Source organism: Promicromonospora sp. NPDC110617 (assembly GCF_055598465.1).
Window position 1 is genome coordinate 2,370,419 of the sequence record NZ_JBVKBM010000001.1, and the last position, 17,231, is coordinate 2,387,649.

Consider the following 17,231-nt stretch of genomic DNA (forward strand, 5'->3'; position numbering starts at 1 on the left):
TGTCGCGCAGACGCCGCTCAGCCGACAAATACCCAGCACTCAACACTTCGACAGACAGAACTTGGAGAGACATGACCGACCGACTCGTGCTCCTGCCCGCCGTCGACGTGGCCGACGGCCAGGCCGTCCGCCTCGTCCAGGGGGAGGCCGGCTCGGAGACCTCGTACGGGGACCCGCTGACCGCCGCCCTGGACTGGCAGTCCGGCGGCGCCGAGTGGGTCCACCTCGTGGACCTCGACGCGGCCTTCGGGCGCGGGTCCAACGCGGAGCTGCTGGCGCGCGTGGTCGGTGAGCTGGACGTGCAGGTCGAGCTGTCGGGCGGCATCCGCGACGACGAGTCGCTGGAGCGTGCCCTGGCGACCGGCGCCCGCCGCGTCAACCTCGGCACCGCTGCCCTGGAGGACCCGGCCTGGACGGCCAAGGTCATCGCCGAGCACGGCGACCGCGTCGCCGTCGGCCTCGACGTGCGCGGCACCACGCTCGCCGCCCGCGGCTGGACCAAGGAGGGCGGCGACCTCTGGGAGGTCCTCGGCCGCCTCGACGAGGCCGGCTGCGTCCGCTACGTCGTCACCGACGTGACCAAGGACGGCACGCTGCGCGGCCCCAACGTCGACCTCCTGTCCGACGTCGCCGCGCGCACCCCCGCGCACGTCGTCGCCTCGGGCGGCATCTCCTCGCTCGACGACCTGCGGGCGCTGCGCGCCCTCGGCACCATCGAGGGCGCCGTGGTCGGCAAGGCCCTGTACGCGGGCGCGTTCACGCTCCCCGAGGCGCTCGACGTCGCGGGACGCCCGGGCGACGCGGGGCAGGACGGGGCCGCCGAGTGAAGTCCATCCAGCCGTCCAGTCAGTTCGCGGGCGACGACGGCTCGGCCGACGCCGAGCTGACCCGCCTGCTGGAGGGCCACTCGACCGGGACGGTCCCGCTGCGCGACGTCGTCGCCCGGCTGGCCGAGACCCGCGTGCTCGTGCCGGTGCTGGCCGAGGCCGGCGCCGTCGAGCAGAACCCGGACGGGCTGGCCGTCGACAAGGAGGCGTCCTCCGGCGTCGTGGCCCTGGAGGCCCCGGACGGCCGCCGTGCGCTGCCGGTGTTCACCTCCGTGGCGACCATGCAGGCGTGGCGTGCCGACGCCCGTCCCGTCCCGGTCGAGGCGACCCGCGCCGCCCTGTCGGCCGTCAACGAGAACTGGGCGCTGATCGTCGTGGACCCTGCCGGGCCGGTGACGGCACTGGTCCCGCGCCCGGCCGTGTGGGCGCTGGCGCAGGGCAAGCCCTGGCAGCCCGCTCTGGTGCCGCACGAGGACGGGCTCGCCGTCGACCCCGAGGTCGCGTCCGAGGTGGCGGTCGCCGCCGCACCCGTGCAGCACGTCGTGCGGGCGCACGCCGAGCCCGGCCGCAAGGCCGAGGTCGCCGTGGTGCTCGCCCTGGACCCGGGCCTGGACCGGGCCGGGCTCGACGCCGTGCTGGGGCAGGTCAACGCGCGCCTGGCGGCGTCCGAGGTGATCTCCGCGCGCGTGGACTCCCTGGAGCTCCGCATCGGCGCGGCCCGCTGAGCCTGGCGGGCGGCAAAATGCGTCTCTCTTGCGTATAAGCAACATCTTGCATCTTCTCGCGCTATCTCTGATGAACAGTGACACCATGGGCTCTTCCGCCGCACATTGACGCGAAAGTGAGAGAGTCCTGCCTGCCCACGTATTCGTCGACGAGTCCAAGAGCGGCGACTACCTGCTGATCGCTGCCGCGATCGAGCCCGCACGGCTCGCGACCGTACGGAAGCGGATCCGATCTCTTGTCCTGCCGGGGCAGCGGCGCCTGCACATGAAGTCCGAGAGCAGCTCCCGACGACGCCAGATCCTCTCGGCGTTGTGCGAGGAGGGTGAGACGGCGACGATCTATCGCGCGGGCACCGGCTACAAGAGCACATCGATCGTCGCCGCGCATGCCTGGAATCGCTGGTCGCCGATATCACGACAGCTGGACACGCCAAGCTCTGCCTGGAGTCCGACGAGACGATGGACGAACGGGACCGGCGTGACCTGGCCCGGCTGACCAGGGCGAGCCCCTCTTCGGACCTGGTCTACCTGCACGAGCGCGCCGCGCAGGAACCGCTGCTGGCGATCCCCGACGTGGTCGGCTGGTCATGGGCGCGAAGCGGCGACTGGCGTCGGCGAGCGCTGCCGTTGGTCGAGACGGTCATCGACGTCTAAGCCGTCGTTCAGGTCCAGACAGCGCGAAACCCGAGCGCCACAACCGTCCGGATGGGTCTCGGGTCCACTTCTCGGGGCTATTGCCCGTCGCGCTGTCCAGGTTACACGGTGCCCGACGAGAGGTCTATCGCACCCGGCCGGGCCCGCCCGCTCAGCAGCCCTTCGCCGGCGTGAACGCCGTGTCGTCGGCCAGCATGTCCTGGAGGGTCGACAGCGGCACCAGCAGGCTGTTGTCGTCGGCCGTCTTGGCATAGACGACGCCGATCACCCGGCCCTGGTCGTCCAGCGCGGCCGACCCGGACGACCCGGGCTCGACGGGCGCGTCCGTGAGCAGCACCTCGCCGAGGTTGGCGTTCAGCGGGTCCCGGGTGGTGCCCATGACCTCGCCCTCGGTGACGGTGAGCTCGCCGCCCGCGGGGTAGCCCACGACGGTGACATGGTCGCCGCGCTCCGGGTCGGCCTTCGCCAGCTCCGGGTGCGACGGCAGCGGGTCGGTCGTGCGGACCACCGCGAGGTCCGCGAGGCCGGCGGTCGACGTGGTGCCGACGGTGATGTCGTGCCCGTCGTAGGTGCTGACCTCGAGGTCCTTCGAGTCCGCGACCACGTGCTTGTTGGTGATCAGCGTGTGCTCGTCGATCGCGAAGCCCGAACCCGTCGACAGCTCCTCGCACCCCACGTTGCGGATCCGGACGGCCATCCGCTCGACGGCGTCGAACCCGTCCGGGCTCAGTGCGTCCCCTCCGGCCGCGGGGGACAGGTCCACCGGCGTGGACGGCACGATGTCGCTCGGCACCGGGTCCGGCAGGGGCGGCAGCACGCCGCACCCGCCGAGCGTCCCGGTCAGGACGAGTCCCGCGAGGACGGCGCGCGTACGGGCGCTCCACCTCACTGGCGCAGCTCCCGCTGCAGGGCCTCGTTGGCGTCCTCCGCGTCGGCGCACAGCGCGTTGACCTCCCGCTCGTAGCGGGCCAGGTCGGCCGGCTCGTACTGGTCGGCCTCCTTGAGGTAACCGACGAGCTGCTCCTGACCCGACACGCACTGCCCCAGCGCCGAGGCCACCGTGGCGGCCGCCGCGCTGACCTGCGTCTGGTAGTCGAGGTACTGCTGCGAGGCGACGTTCTCGTCACCGAGCTGCGCCTTCTCGTTCGCGAGGTCCGTGATCCGCGACGTCGCCGTGGAGAGCTGGTCCCGCGCGGCCTTCAGCTCGGAGTTCGCCCCGTCGAGCTGCATCCGCAGCGACGCGACCTCGTCGGCGTAGCCGTGCGCCTCGGCCTCCCAGTCGGAGGCCGTGCGCTGCCAGCGGACCGTCGTCAGCCACAGATAGGCGCCGACGGCGATCGTCGCCACCAGCACGATGGCGAGCACCCGAGAACCACCCCGACGGGGCCGCGGCGCCCGCCCCGGTTCCGGTACCGCCTCGACGGGAGCCTCGGTCATCAGACGACGGAACCCGTGAACTTCTCGCCCGGCCCCTCGCCCGGCGCGTCGGGGATCACCGACGCCTCCCGGAACGCGAGCTGGAGGCTGCGCAGGCCGTCGCGCAGCGAGCGGGCGTGCTGGTTGCCGATGTCGGGCGCGCTCGCGACCACGAGCGCGGCCAGCGCCGTGATCAGCTTGCGCGCCTCGTCCAGGTCCTTGAGCTCCTCGGCGTCGTCGCCCTCGGCCAGGCCGCACTTGACCGCCGCGGCGCTCATCAGGTGGACGGCGGCCGTGGTGATGACCTCGACCGCTGCGACCTCCGCGATGTCCCGCGTGGCCTGGTCAGGGCCCACCGGAGCCTCGATGCCGGTGGGTGTCTCGTCGCTCGTGCTCATGGGCACCATCCTTTCATCCCCCCGGGGGTGCGGACGCCCACCGGACCCCCGCCGGGGGCCCCGTCCGACACCTGCCGAACGCCCTCCGGACGACGACGTGACTCTGGGTTAGCCTGCGTGCGTTCAACGGTGAAACAGGGGAGGCCCTTTCGATGCACGACGACATCACACTGACCACCGGGCGCGCACACCGGGTGCTGACCGAACGGATCTGGCCCGCGGTCCACGAGACGTCGGTCCCGCTCGAGGTCGAGTGGCATGCCCTGCCGGGGGAGCCGATCCCGCCGGCCGAGGGCCTGGCCCTCGCGATGCAGCCGTACGAGGTGGGCACCCCGTGGGGCCCCGCCTGGGGCACCACCTGGTTCCGGCTGACGGGCACCGTGCCCGCCGAGTGGGCCGGGCGCACCGTCGAGGCCGTGGTGGACCTCGGCTTCGACGTCGACCGGACCGGGTTCCAGGCCGAGGCGCTGGTCTACACGCCGGACGGCAGCCCGGTGAAGTCGATCAACCCCCGCAACCAGCACGTGCCCGTGGCCGACGCCGCGGCCGGCGGCGAGCGGGTCGAGCTCTACCTGGAGGCGGCGTCCAACCCCGTGCTGCTGGGGCACAACGTCTTCGAGCGGACGACGGAGGGCGACACCACCACCTCGTCCCCGCACCCCCTGTACACGACCCGGCGCATCGACCTCGCGATCTTCGAGTCCGAGGTGCACGACCTCGCCCTCGACGTCGAGGTGCTGCTGGAGCTGCAGGCCGAGCTGCCCACCGGCCCGCGCCGGATGCGGATCCTGCAGGCGCTCGACGACGCCCTCGACGTGCTCGACCTCCAGCGCATCCCCGAGACCGCCGCCGCGGCCCGGGCGGCGCTCGCGGACGTGCTCGCCAGCCCCGCCGAGCACAGCGCCCACGAGATCTCCGCCGTCGGCCACGCCCACATCGACTCCGCCTGGCTGTGGCCGGTGCGCGAGACGATCCGCAAGGTCGCGCGCACGACATCGTCCATGGCCGACCTCATCGGCCGCACCGACGACTTCGTCTACGGCATGTCGTCCGCGCAGCAGTACGCGTGGGTCAAGGAGCACCGGCCCGAGGTGTGGGTCAAGGTCAAGGAGGCCGTCGCGTCCGGCCGGTTCCTGCCGCTGGGCGGCATGTGGGTCGAGTCCGACACGGTGATGCCGTCGGGCGAGGCGCTCGTGCGCCAGTTCTCGCAGGGGCAGCGGTTCTTCGAGCGGGAGTTCGGCCAGCGGTCGCACGGCGTGTGGCTGCCGGACTCGTTCGGCTACTCGCCGGCCCTGCCGCAACTCGTCCGCCGCGCCGGTTTCGACTGGTTCTTCACGCAGAAGATCTCCTGGAACCAGGTCAACGTCTTCCCGCACCACACGTTCTGGTGGGAGGGCATCGACGGGTCGCGCGTGCTGACGCACTTCCCGCCGATGGACACCTACAACTCGCAGCTCTCGGGCGACGAGCTCGCCAAGGCGACCCGCCAGTTCCGCGAGTCGCGGCGCGCCACGGGCTCGATCGCGCCCGTCGGCTACGGCGACGGCGGTGGCGGCACCACCCGCGAGATGACCGGCCGCGCCAAGCGGCTCGCGAGCCTGGAGGGCAGCGCCAAGGTGCGCTGGGAGCACCCGGACGCGTTCTTCGAGCGCGCCCGCGGGGAGCTGCTCGCGTCCGGGACGGATGACAGCGCTGTCTGGGTGGGCGAGCTCTACCTGGAGCTGCACCGTGCCACGCTGACGTCGCAGCACAAGACCAAGCAGGGCAACCGCCGCAACGAGCAGCTCCTGGTCGAGGCCGAGGCCTGGGCGGCCACGGCGTCGGCCCGGACCGGGGCGGACTACCCCTACGAGGAGCTCGACTCGCTGTGGCAGCAGGTCCTGCTGCTCCAGTTCCACGACATCCTGCCGGGCACGTCCATCGCCTGGGTGCACCGCGAGGCGGTGGCGCAGCACGCGGCGATCACCGAGGGCGTGCAGGCGATCATCGAGCGCTCCCTGCGGGCCCTGGTCGGCGAGGGCGAGGTGGCCCTGCGGGCCAACCCCGCGGTGTTCGCGCAGGCGGGCGTGCGTGCACTCGGCGTGGCCCCGGCGTCCGCCCCGGCCGCGGCGCCGAGCACCCTTCAGGAGCTGCCCGACGGCGGGTACGTGCTGGCTAACGGGGAGGTCCGGATCACGTTGGACGCCGCCGGGCACGTGACGTCCGCCGTCGCCCTGTCCTCCGGCCGCGAGGCGGTGGCACCCGGCCGCGACGCGAACGTGCTGCAGCTGCACCAGGACTTCCCCAACAAGTGGGACGCCTGGGACGTGGACCGCTTCTACCGCAACTCCGTGACCGACCTGCGCGAGGCGGAGAAGGTCACCGCCGCCGTGGAGAACGGCGTGGCCGTGGTGACGGTGCACCGGGAGTTCTCGGCGTCCAGCCTGGACCAGGTGATCACGCTCGCGCCGGGCAGCCGGACCCTCGAGGTGGAGCTGCGGACCGACTGGCACGAGACCGAGAAGTTCCTCAAGGTCGCCTTCCCGCTCGACGTGCGGGCCGAGCACGTGGCCGCCGAGACCCAGTTCGGCTTCCACAAGCGGGTCACGCACACCAACACGAGCTGGGAGGCCGCCAAGTTCGAGACCTCCATGCACAAGTGGCTGCTCGTCCAGGAGCCGGGCTTCGGCGTCGGGCTCGTCAACGACTCGTCCTACGCCTACGACGTGACGCGCGAGGTGTCCGAGCAGGGCGTGGCCCCGTCCCCGGGCGCGCCGGAGGTGACGACGACCGTGCGGCTCTCGTTGCTGCGGGCGCCGCGCTTCCCCGACCCGGAGACCGACCAGGGCCTCCAGACGCACCGGTACGGCCTGGTCGTCGGTGCGGACACCGCCGCGGCGACTCAGGCGGGTGCGACCTTCGGCGCACGGCCGCGCGAGCTGCGCGGGGCGAACGGCGTCGAGCCGCTGGTCAGCGTGTCTGCCGGCGTGACGCTGTCGGCGGTCAAGCTCGCCGACGACCGGTCGGGCGACCTCGTGGTGCGCGTCTACGAGGCGCACGGCCGCCGCGCGTCGGGCACCGTGACGGTGGCGGCGCCGGTGGGCGGGGCCCGGACCGTCAGCCTCATCGAGGACGACATGGACGGCGGGGCCGTCGACGTCACAGCGGACGGCGCCGTGCGGGTCGAGCTGAGCCCGTTCGAGGTGCGCACGCTGCGTTTCGCGCCGGCGTAGCACCCGCCTGGTCGGGCCGGCAGTTCACCCGGGTGAGCTGCCGGCCCGGCCGGTCCGGGCACCCTGACACCCGTAGGCTCGGCGGCGGCGACATCGACCCCAGACGCGACGAAGCCTCTGCCGGAAGGAACTGTCCATGATCATCACGAGGTTCGGGGCCGCCGGGGCGGCCCTGGCCGTCCTGGCCGTCCTGGGCGGCTGCACCCTCGACGGCGGGGGCGGCGCGGATCCGGACGGGGGCGCGCAGGACGTGACGGGCGAGGTCACGCTGCAGACCTGGTCGCTCAAGCCTCGCTTCACCGAGTACGTCCAGGGCGTCATCGCCGACTTCGAGCGGGAGTACCCGGGCACCGAGGTGCTGTGGCTCGACCAGCCCGGCGACGGCTACTCGGAGACGGTGCTCGCGCAGGCGGCCGCGGGCGAGCTGCCCGACGTCACGAACCTGCCGCCCGACTTCGCGCTCGCGCTGGCCCGGGAGGGCCTGCTCACCGACCTGGCGACGGTCGACGACACGCTCGAGGACACCTATGTGCCCGGTGCGCTGGCCGCCTACCGGTACGCGGGCCTGGAGGGCACGTTCGGCTTCCCGTGGTACCTGACCACGGACCTGAACTACTGGAACAGCGCGATGTTCCAGGAGGCAGGGCTCGACGCGGCCGCGCCGCCGACCAGCCTCGACGAGCTCGTCACCCAGGCGCGGATCATGCACGACGCCACCGGCGCGTACCTCATGAGCAGGAAGCCCGGCGTGGGCGACTTCGCCGCGGCCGGCATCCCCGTGCTGTCCGACGACGGCACGGAGTTCACGTTCAACACGCCCGAGGCGGCCGAGCTGCTCGACGTCTACCGGGACGCCTACGCCGAGGGCCTCATGCCCGACGACGTGCTCACGGACGCCTACCTGGGCAACAGCCAGCTCTTCGCCGAGGGCAAGGTGGCCTGGTCGACGGGCGGCGGCAACTTCATCAACAGCGTGCTGGAGAGCAACCCGGCGCTGGAGGGCAAGATCGCCTCCTCGCCGTACATGGGCGCCACGCCGCTGTACGTCCAGGGCCTGTCGGTGTCGAGCGCGTCCACGAACCTGCCCGCAGCGGTGGCGCTGGCCCGGTTCGTCACGAACGCCGTCAACCAGGAGGCGTTCTCGGCCGAGGTGCCGGGCGTGTTCCCGTCCACGGCGGCCTCGCAGGAGAACCCGGACCTCGCGCAGAGCGACGGCACGCCGCAGGGCGACGCCAAGGCGATCGCGTTCAGCAACCTGACCACGGCGCGGGTGCTGCAGCCCGTCGAGATCAGCGAGGCGATGACCACCGTCATCAACCAGCAGCTCGCGGCGGCGATCACGGGCGACAAGACGTCGCCGGAGGCCCTCGACGCCGCCGTCGCCGAGTGCAACAAGCTGCTCGCCGACCAGTGAGACCAACCAGGGCGCTTCCCGCCCGCGACGAAAGGCCAACTGCAATCGTCTACGACTCCGACGTCGCCGCGCACGCTGCGACGACAGCGCTGTCAGGGGTTCGCGCATGACCGGGCCCGCACACGTCCCCGCCGGCCGCCCCGGCGCCGGTCTGACCAGCGAGCACGCCATCCGCGTGCGGCACCGCGGCGAGAGCCGCACCGTGCTGCTCGACGGGCTGGACGTGCCGGTCGAGGCCGGCACCGAGCTGCGCTACGCCGTCCTGCCGGTGCTCGACGAGAAGCTCACCTACCGCTCCACCTACGTGGGGCTCGACCTGCTGCTCGACGACGGCACGTGGCTCTCCGCGACCGACCCCGGGCGCGCCCTGCTGGACCAGCACGGGATGTCCGCGACCGCCGTTGGGCAGGGGGAGGCCCGCATCCTGGTGCCCGACCACTGGAACCTGGTCCGTGTGGACCTGGGCTCCGTGGCCCGGGCGCTCCCGGGCCGCCGCGTGCGCGCGGCCGCCGCCGTGACCGCGGGGCCCGACCGTGGGCGCACCGAGGCGTGGTTCGACACGGTGTCGGTCGGGCCGCGCGCGCCGCGCACGGTCACCGGCCGCACCGACCTCGTGGACACCCGGCGTGGCACCCACTCCTCGGGCGCCTACTCGCGGGGCAACAACGTGCCCGCGGCCGCGGTGCCGAACGGCTTCACGATGTGGGTCCCGCTCACCGACGCCGCCTCCGAGCGCTGGCTGTACTCCTGGGCCGCGCACAACGGCCCGGACAACCGGCCGCGCCTGCAGGGCGTGGGCATCTCGCACGAGCCGAGCCCGTGGATGGGGGACCGCGACCAGCTCGCGTTCCACCTCGTGCCCGCGGGGCCGGAGGGCGCCGACGGCGACGACGTGCCCGACGCCGGCCTCGACGCCCGCTCGATCGGCTTCTCGCACGACGACGAGACCGCCCGCCCGCACCGGTACGACGTCGGCCTGGACGGCGGCGCGCGCGTGGCCGTCGCGGCGTCCGACCACGGCGGCGTGCTCCGGTTCACGTTCCCGCCCGGCGCCACGGCGGGGCACCTGCTGATCGACGCCGTGGGCGACTCCGGCGCGGACGGCCCGCCCGTCTCGGTCACGGTGCACGACGACGGCACGCTCACCGGCTGGAGCGACCACGGCAGCCCCCTGTCGGTGGGCCGCAGCCGCATGTACGTCGTGGGGCGCATCTCCCGGCCGGTCCTGCGCACGGGCCGCGCCCGCGGGCGGGACCACGCGACGTACGCGACGGTCGCGCTCGACCCGGCCGCCGGGGCGGGAGCGGCCGACGCCGGGGCGGGCCGCACGGCCGAGGTGCGCGTGGCGACGTCGTACATCAGCGAGGAGCTGGCCTGGCTCGCGCTGGAGCGCGAGGTGTCCGGCACGTTCGGCGAGGTCGCCGACGCCGCCCGCGCACTGTGGGAGGAGCGCCTCGGTGTGCTCGACGTCGAGGGCGCCTCCGAGGAGCAGCAGGTCACGCTCTGCTCGAACCTGTACCGGCTGAACCTGTACCCGTCGTCGTACACGGAGGTCGGGGCCGACGGCGCGCCCGTGCACGCCTCGCCCGTGCTCGACGGCGCCCCGGTGGTGCCCGGCGAGATGTTCGTCAACCACGGGTTCTGGGACACCTACCGCACCTGCTGGCCGGCGTACGCCCTGCTGTACCCGCAGGTCGCGGCCCGGCTCGCCGACGGGTTCGTGCAGCAGTACCGCGAGGGCGGCTGGGTCGCCCGCTGGTCGTCGCCGGGCTACGCGGACCTGATGACGGGCACGTCGTCCGACGTCGCCTTCGCCGACCTGTACCTGCGCGGCGTGGACCTGCCCGACCCGCTCGCGACCTACGACGCCGGGCTGCGCAACGCGACGGCGCTGCCCACCCGCTCCGGCGTCGGCCGCAAGGGCCAGGAGTTCGCGCTGACCAACGGCTGGGTGCCGCGCGACGTCGAGGAGTCGGTGTCGTGGAGCCTCGAGGGCTACATCAACGACGCCGGGCTCGCCAAGATGGCGCAGGCGCTCGCGGACGCGCCGGGCACCCCGGAGGACCGCCGGCGCGCGCTGCGGGACGAGGCCGCCTACCTGCGGCAGAGCGCCGCCGGGTACGTGCACCTCTTCGACGCCGCGACCGGGTTCTTCCGCGGACGCGGCCGGGACGGCGCGTTCGACCCGGCGCCGTTCGACCCGGACGCGTGGGGCGGCGACTACACCGAGTCCGACGCCTGGAACTTCCTGTTCCACCCCGTGCACGACGGCGCGGGGCTGGCCGCCCTGCACGGCGGGCGCGCCGGGCTGGAGCGGCTGCTGGAGCGGTTCTTCGCCGCGCCGGAGCGAGCGGACAAGCCCGGCTCGTACGGCAACCCGATCCACGAGATGTTCGAGGCGCGCGACGTGCGACTGGGCCAGCTCGGGCAGTCGAACCAGGTGTCGCACCACATCGCGTGGACGTGGTCGGTCGCCGGGCGGCCGGACCGCACCCAGGAGGTCGTGCGCGAGATCCTGACGCGGCTGTGGACCGGTAACGACATCGGGCAGGGCTACCACGGCGACGAGGACAACGGCGAGATGTCGGCCTGGTACGTGCTGGCCGCGCTCGGGCTGTACCCGCTGGACATCGGGTCGCCGCGCTGGGCCGTCACGTCCCCGCTGTTCGACCGGGCGGTGGTGCACCGGCCCGACGGCGACCTCGTGATCGAGGCCCCGGGGGCGGCCGGGCGGCAGTACGTGGCGGGACTCGAGGTGTCGGCTGGCGCTGGTGCTGGTGCTGGTGCTGGTGCTGGTGCTGGTGCTGGCCGGGCCGTGCTCGAGCCGTCGGTCGACAACGCCGACCTGGTCGGGGGAGCGACCCTCCGCTTCGCGCTGTCGGACGTGCCGACGGGCTGGGGTGTGCCCGACGACGGCGGCGCGCCGGCCGACGGGGATGCCGGCGCCGGTGCTCTCCGCCCGGCATCCGACCGGCCGTGGCGGCGTGCCGACGGCGGTTGGCACGGTGTCGGGGGCGGCGCGCTGCCGCACCTGACCGACGGCGACCTCGCGGCGTCGGCGGAGGTGGGCGGCACTCTCACGTGGGCGCCCGCGGCAGACGCCCCGGCAGGTGCGATGCTGCGCGCCTACACGCTGACCTCCGGCCCGTCCCCTGACACTGCGCCGTCGGCGTGGCGACTGGTCGCGCCCGACGGCCGGGTGCTCGACGAGCGGTCGGGCGAGGAGTGGCGTTGGCCGAACCAGCTCCGGCCCTTCGTGCTCGACGAGCCCGTGCCGCTCACGGCCTTCCGCCTCGAGCTGGCCGAGCCCGGCGCCCTCGCCCAGATCGAGCTCCTGACGACGTAGCCGCACGGGAGCCGGCACGAAAATGCGCTTCTACCCAGTCATCTGGCCCGGAAACCACGTGATTCCGGGCCCGACGACTGGGTAGAAGCGCACTTCTGCGTTCCGGCCGCCGACGCCGGCGCCCCCGGGGGTGCGGCTGCGCGCAGCGAGATCCACTGGTTGCTGAGGCCGTTCCGAGATCGGTCGGTGGCATTGAGCTCGGTCCGTCGATGGACCGAGCTCAATGCCACCGACCGATCTCACCGACAAGGCCCAGGTCCCGGGATGTGAGATCTGGGCAAGGATCATTGACTTCTATGGGTTCCATTCGTATCTTCTGTGACATCGAGACCAACCGCACTTATCCGATCGGAGAGATGTAGAAAGCCTCGACAGGTCATGAGTTCCGACGCGAAGCCCCGGCTGGTCGGACGGCAACCCCCCGCGCGGGTGGGTGCCCCGGGTGAGGACCAGGTCCACCGCCGCCGGCGGATGACAACACGCGTCGCTCGCCGCTGGGCGAGCAGGTGAGGAGAACGACGATGACCCGGAGCGCTGCCCCCGCCGTCCACGTGTCCCTGCCGACCCGGAACGTCACCGTGCGGGCTGGTGCTGCCCCGCGCGAGGACATGTGTTGTCGCTGACCGCGACAGCCCCGACGCGCTGACCGGCCGCCACAGGCGCCACCGGTCCGCCGCCCGGACCTCCTCTCGGCGTCGCACGCCGAGCCCCGGCCGTATCCGGCCCCCCACGTCCCTGACCGGACGTCTCCCTCCTGCCCTCTGGCAGCCACGCTCCCGGGTGACCCCTGGACGCCGTCGCACATCCTGTGTGTCGGCCGGGTCCTCCGGGCGCCGTCGCGCAGCCGCAGCCCGAACGGAGCCCCGCCGTGCCGTACCCGTCGCAGCCCACGTCCCTCGCCCCCACGTCCCTCGCCTCCACCTCTGCCCGTCCCGTCGTGCTCGGCGTGGACCTCACCTCCGCCGGCGCCCGTCCGGGCGCCCACCGCGCACGCGGCCCGGTCGCACCGCGCCCGTTCGACGGCGAGCGGTTCCTGCACCTCGTGCGGACCGCCGACCGCGGCCTCCTCGACTTCGTCAGCCTCGACGAGGGCTTTCTGCTCCACCCGGGCCGCAGCCAGGTCACCGGGCGGCTGGACACGGCCGTCGCCGCGGCCCGGGCCGCGCGGGTCACGGCCGGCATCGGGCTGGTCGCCGCCGTCGACACGGTGCACGTCGAGGCGGCCCACGCCGCGGTCGCGCTGAGCAGCATCGACCGCGCGAGCAGCGGGCGGGCCGGCTGGCAGGCCGTGCGGCAGAGCAAGCTCCCCGAGGCCGACGACGCGTGGGCCGGCCGGGTCGAGCTGGGCATCCGGTCCGTGACGCAGGTGTGGACGGGCCGTCCCGGCAGCGGGGCGGGCGCGGTCGAGCTCGACGCCGAGGGCCGGTTCCGCGTGGACCACGACGGCATCCGGTTCGCCGTCCGCGGCCGCCCGGCCGCCGGCACGGACGACGCCCTGCCGCAGACACCCCCGCCCGTCGTCGTCCGCGTGCGCTCCGAGGCCAGCGCGGCGCTCGCCGGCCGCACCGCCGACGTCGCGCGGATCACCGTCACGGATGCCGCGCACGCGGTGCGGCTGCGCCGGCTCGTGCGGGACGCCGCGCTGTCCGCGGGGCGCGACCCCGAGGAGCTGCGCGTGCTCGCCGAGGTCTACGTGGTGCTCGCGCAGGAGCGGGCCAGCGCCCGGGCTCGCCTCGAGCTCGTCGAGGCGCTGGAGGGCACCGCGGCCATGGGCGACGGGCTGGTCGTCGCCGACACGCCCGACGAGCTCGCCACCCTGATCGCCGACTGGACCACCGTCGGCGCCGTCGACGGGTTCCTGCTGCGGCCGTCGTCGCTCAGCTCGGACCTCGACACGATCACCGACCACCTGGTGCCCGTGCTCCAGCAGGCGGGCCTGTTCCGCACCGAGCGGACGGCGACCACGCTGCGCGGCTCGCTCGGGCTGTCGGACGCCGAGGCCGCCGGGCGGGCGCTGCCCACGGGCCGGCTCCTGAGCGCCTGACCACCCGACGAACCACGAACCACCTGGAGGAGACCACCATGACCACTCCTGAGCTGCAGACCCCCGCCGCCGCGGGCGCCAAGGTCGCCGGCGGCGCCCTGCTGATCGACGTCCGCTCCGCCGCGGGCCGTGCCTCGGCGGGCGAGATCCCGGGCGCCACGCTCGCGGACCGCACCAACCTGGACGCGCTGTTCGGGCCGTCCGACAACCCGGCGATCACCCTCGACACACCCGTCGTGGTCGTGTGCGGTTCGATCAACGGCTCCGGCCCCGTCGCCGAGGCGCTCGCGGCCCGCGGCTACACCGACGTCTCGCACGTCGACGGCGGGTTCCCCGCCTGGAAGGAGGCCGGGCTGCCCGCGACGGAGGCCGAGCCGAGCGCGGCGCCATGACCGGCTTCGCCACCCGGCAGGTGCACGCGCGCAGCACGGGGCGGGACGACGCCGGGCGTGCCACCGGTGCGCCCGACACCGCGCCGTCGGCCCGCGTCGTCCCGCGGGCCACGCCCGTCTACCTCACCGCGGGGTTCGAGTTCGAGGAGTGGGATCAGGCCGCCGGGCACTTCGGCGCGGGCGAGGGCTTCGCCTACACGCGCACCGGCAACCCGACCACGGCCGCCGTCGAGCAGCGGATCGCGGCCCTGGAGGGCGGCACCGACGCGCTGTTCCTGGCCAGCGGGCAGGCGGCCGTCACGGTCGCCCTGCTCGGCCTGGTCGAGGCCGGGCAGCGGGTGCTCGCCGCGTCCAGCATCTACGAGGGCACCCGCGGGCTGCTCCTGGAGAACCTGCCGCGGCTCGGCATCGAGGCCGACTTCGTGGACGACGCCGCCGACCCCGCCGCCTGGGAGCGCGCGATCCGCCCCGAGACGCGCGTGCTGTTCCTGGAGTCGATCCCGAACGCGCGCAACGACCTGCCCGACCTCGCGGCCGTGGCCGACGTCGCCCACGCCCACGGGCTGGTGCTCGTCGTGGACAACACGCTGGCCACGCCGTACCTGCTGCGGCCGATCGAGCACGGCGCCGACGTCGTGGTGCACTCCGCCAGCAAGTTCCTGGCGGGGCACGGCTCGGTGCTGGGCGGCGTCGTCGTCGACTCCGGGACGTTCGATCCGCGCGCCGCGGGCGCGCTCTACCCGCACCTCGTGGCGCCGGGCCGCACGGACGGGCCGAGCGTGGCCGACCGGCACGGCGGCAACGCGCGTCTCGCGTACCTGCGCGAGACGGTGGCGCCGCGCTTCGGCCCGACGCCGTCGCCGCTGAACGCGTTCCTCGTGGGCCAGGGCATCGAGACCCTGTCGCTGCGGGTGGCGCGGCAGAGCGCCGCGGCGCTGGAGGTCGCGCGCTGGCTGGCGTTCCGCCCGGAGGTGGCGTCGGTGGACTACTCGGGGCTGGACTCCAGCCCGTCGCACGCGCTGGCGAAGCGGTACCTGCCGGACGGCCAGGGTTCCGTGTTCACCTTCACGCCGCACGGCGGCGCCCCCGCGGCGCGGGCGCTGGTCGAGGCCGTCCAGGTCTTCACGCACATGACCCACATCGGCGACGTCCGCTCCCTGGTGCTGCACCCGGAGAGCACCAGCCACGTGCTGCGCACCCCCGCCGAGCGGGCCGCTTCCGGCATCCACCCCGGGACGTTGCGTCTGTCCGTCGGCATCGAGGACCTGCCCGACCTGCTCGCGGACCTCGACCGCGGCCTCAGATCGGCGGACGAAGCCGCCCGGCGCGCCGCCGACGCCGTCGGCACCCCTGACGCGAGCGGCACCACACGCAAGGAGACACCATGACCCGCCAGCAGCACCTCGGCTGGTTCCTGGCCCGCGGTTTCGGGCCGCACGGCTGGGGCCACGACTACCTGGACTGGAACTACGACTGGACCCGGCCGGACCTCTACGTCGAGTCCGCCCGCGCTCTGGAGCAGGCGGGCGTGGACCTGCTGATCATCGAGGACGCCCCCTCGCTCGGCAGCCCGGAGACCATCGACCTGCGCGTGCGGCAGGCGTTCGGCGGTCCGAAGCACGACCCGCTGCTGCTGGCCCCGTACCTGTTCGCCGCGACCCAGCACCTCGGCATCGTGCCGACCGTGAACCCCGCCGCGGTGCTGCCCTACACCGGGGCGCGGCAGCTCGCGACGCTCCAGCACCTGTCGGGCGGGCGGTTCGGGCTCAACCTCGTCACCGACACCGGCAGCGCGCGCCACTTCTCCGCCGCGCCGCCGCTCGGGCACGACGCCGCGTACGACCGCGCCGAGGAGTGGCTCGACGGCGTCCGCTCGCTGTGGCGGTCCTGGGACGACGGCGCGCTGGTCGCCGACCCGGGCGCCGTCGGGCCGGGCGGCGTGCGGACCGGGGGCCGTTACGCCGACGGGCGGCTCCTGCGCCCGGTGCGGCACCGCGGCGAGCACTACGCGTTCGACGGCCCGCTCAACGCCCTCCCGTTCGGCGGCGGGGCCGACGGCGAGCCCGTGATCGTCTCACCTGGCGGTTCGGGCCGGGGGCTGGCGTTCGCCGGCGCGAACAGCGACGTCCAGCTCGCGCTCGCGCCCCTGACGGAGCGGAGTGTGCGCGACTACCGGGCCAAGGTGCACGCCGCCGCCCGCGCTTCGGGCCGGGCGCTGGAGCACGTCAAGGTGCTGTTCGCGATCAAGCCGGTGCTCGTGTCCAGCCCGCAGGAGGCCGACCGGCTGGTCGCGGCGTCGGCGAACCCGGACGACGGCACGCTGCTGCGCATCGCCGAGCAGCAGTCGAGCGACCTGGAGGCCGACCTGACGGCGCTCGACCTCGACAAGCCGCTGCCCACGGGCCTGTTCGGCGACCACGTCTCGCACGGTTCGATCAAGCGCCTGGTCGGCGACCACGACCTCGCCACCACGCCGCTGCGCGTGCTGCTCGGCGGGCTCGCCCGCCTGGGCCGCATCGCCGACCGCTCGGGCTGGGTGGGTACCGCCGGCGAGCTCGCCGACCTTGTCGAGGAGCTGGGGGAGTGGGGCAACGACGGCGTGCTGCTGTGGGGCGACCTGCACCCTGTCACCGTGCACCGCACGCTCGACGAGCTGGTCCCGATCCTGCGCCGTCGTGGCATCCTGCGCACGGAGTGGGCCGACGGCGGCCTGCGGGCCAACCTCCGGGCGTTCTGAGCCGCACCGCTCACCACACGTGTCAGACCTACAGGTCACCCGGGTGACCTGTAGGTCTGACACGTG

At 73.9% G+C, this 17,231-nt stretch carries 13 protein-coding genes and 1 riboswitch; of the genes, 10 read left to right on the top strand and 3 right to left on the bottom strand.

What is annotated here, in order from left to right; all coding sequences use genetic code 11:
* Positions 1-71 precede the first annotated feature (71 nt).
* From priA to ACZ7LE_RS10395, 3 genes are all read left to right on the top strand, one after another.
* Positions 72-827, top strand: a complete 756-nt coding sequence (gene priA, locus ACZ7LE_RS10385) for a bifunctional 1-(5-phosphoribosyl)-5-((5-phosphoribosylamino)methylideneamino)imidazole-4-carboxamide isomerase/phosphoribosylanthranilate isomerase PriA (RefSeq protein ID WP_470403179.1) — start codon at positions 72-74, stop codon at positions 825-827.
* Complete coding sequence (locus tag ACZ7LE_RS10390) at positions 824-1,552, top strand: SseB family protein (protein WP_470403180.1); 729 nt, start codon at positions 824-826, stop codon at positions 1,550-1,552. The genes priA and ACZ7LE_RS10390 overlap by 4 nt, the downstream gene beginning before the upstream one ends.
* A gap of 459 nt (positions 1,553-2,011) precedes the next feature.
* On the top strand, positions 2,012-2,206 hold the full coding sequence (locus ACZ7LE_RS10395) for a hypothetical protein (protein ID WP_470403181.1): 195 nt from the start codon (positions 2,012-2,014) through the stop codon (positions 2,204-2,206).
* Positions 2,207-2,357: 151 nt separating this feature from the next.
* On the opposite strand, the gene ACZ7LE_RS10400 is transcribed toward ACZ7LE_RS10395, so the two are convergent.
* The 3 genes from ACZ7LE_RS10400 to ACZ7LE_RS10410 are packed head-to-tail and all read right to left on the bottom strand — an operon-like array spanning position 2,358 to position 4,020.
* Positions 2,358-3,095: a S1C family serine protease gene (locus tag ACZ7LE_RS10400; RefSeq protein ID WP_470403182.1), complete on the bottom strand. Its 738-nt coding sequence runs from the start codon at positions 3,093-3,095 to the stop codon at positions 2,358-2,360.
* A complete protein-coding gene (locus ACZ7LE_RS10405) occupies positions 3,092-3,643 on the bottom strand; it encodes a hypothetical protein (protein ID WP_470403183.1) in 552 nt (183 codons plus the stop codon). Before ACZ7LE_RS10405 ends, ACZ7LE_RS10400 begins: the two co-directional genes overlap by 4 nt.
* Positions 3,643-4,020, bottom strand: coding sequence for a DUF1844 domain-containing protein (locus ACZ7LE_RS10410; protein ID WP_470403184.1), 378 nt, complete (start codon positions 4,018-4,020; stop codon positions 3,643-3,645). The genes ACZ7LE_RS10405 and ACZ7LE_RS10410 overlap by 1 nt, the downstream gene beginning before the upstream one ends.
* A gap of 152 nt (positions 4,021-4,172) precedes the next feature.
* Between ACZ7LE_RS10410 and ACZ7LE_RS10415 the strand changes: the two genes are divergently transcribed.
* The 7 genes from ACZ7LE_RS10415 (at position 4,173) to ACZ7LE_RS10445 (ending at position 17,165) form a co-directional block, all read left to right on the top strand.
* Positions 4,173-7,232: an alpha-mannosidase gene (locus ACZ7LE_RS10415; RefSeq protein WP_470403185.1), complete on the top strand. Its 3,060-nt coding sequence runs from the start codon at positions 4,173-4,175 to the stop codon at positions 7,230-7,232.
* A 136-nt stretch (positions 7,233-7,368) separates the two neighbouring features.
* Complete coding sequence (locus tag ACZ7LE_RS10420) at positions 7,369-8,646, top strand: extracellular solute-binding protein (RefSeq protein ID WP_470403186.1); 1,278 nt, start codon at positions 7,369-7,371, stop codon at positions 8,644-8,646.
* Between the two features lie 106 nt (positions 8,647-8,752).
* Entirely contained in the window at positions 8,753-11,992 is a 3,240-nt protein-coding gene (locus ACZ7LE_RS10425) for a GH92 family glycosyl hydrolase (protein ID WP_470403187.1), read from the top strand.
* A gap of 374 nt (positions 11,993-12,366) precedes the next feature.
* Positions 12,367-12,478: riboswitch (SAM riboswitch) on the top strand.
* Between the two features lie 382 nt (positions 12,479-12,860).
* Positions 12,861-14,036, top strand: coding sequence for an LLM class flavin-dependent oxidoreductase (locus tag ACZ7LE_RS10430; protein WP_470403188.1), 1,176 nt, complete (start codon positions 12,861-12,863; stop codon positions 14,034-14,036).
* A gap of 38 nt (positions 14,037-14,074) precedes the next feature.
* The gene (locus ACZ7LE_RS10435; RefSeq protein ID WP_470403189.1) at positions 14,075-14,428 is read left to right on the top strand and encodes a rhodanese-like domain-containing protein; all 354 of its coding nucleotides are present in this window, start codon (positions 14,075-14,077) and stop codon (positions 14,426-14,428) included.
* Positions 14,425-15,816 (top strand): O-acetylhomoserine aminocarboxypropyltransferase/cysteine synthase family protein, encoded by a 1,392-nt coding sequence (locus ACZ7LE_RS10440; RefSeq protein WP_470403190.1) that lies wholly within the window; start codon positions 14,425-14,427, stop codon positions 15,814-15,816. The genes ACZ7LE_RS10435 and ACZ7LE_RS10440 overlap by 4 nt, the downstream gene beginning before the upstream one ends.
* Positions 15,813-17,165, top strand: coding sequence for an LLM class flavin-dependent oxidoreductase (locus ACZ7LE_RS10445; protein ID WP_470403191.1), 1,353 nt, complete (start codon positions 15,813-15,815; stop codon positions 17,163-17,165). Before ACZ7LE_RS10440 ends, ACZ7LE_RS10445 begins: the two co-directional genes overlap by 4 nt.
* Positions 17,166-17,231: the final 66 nt, after the last annotated feature.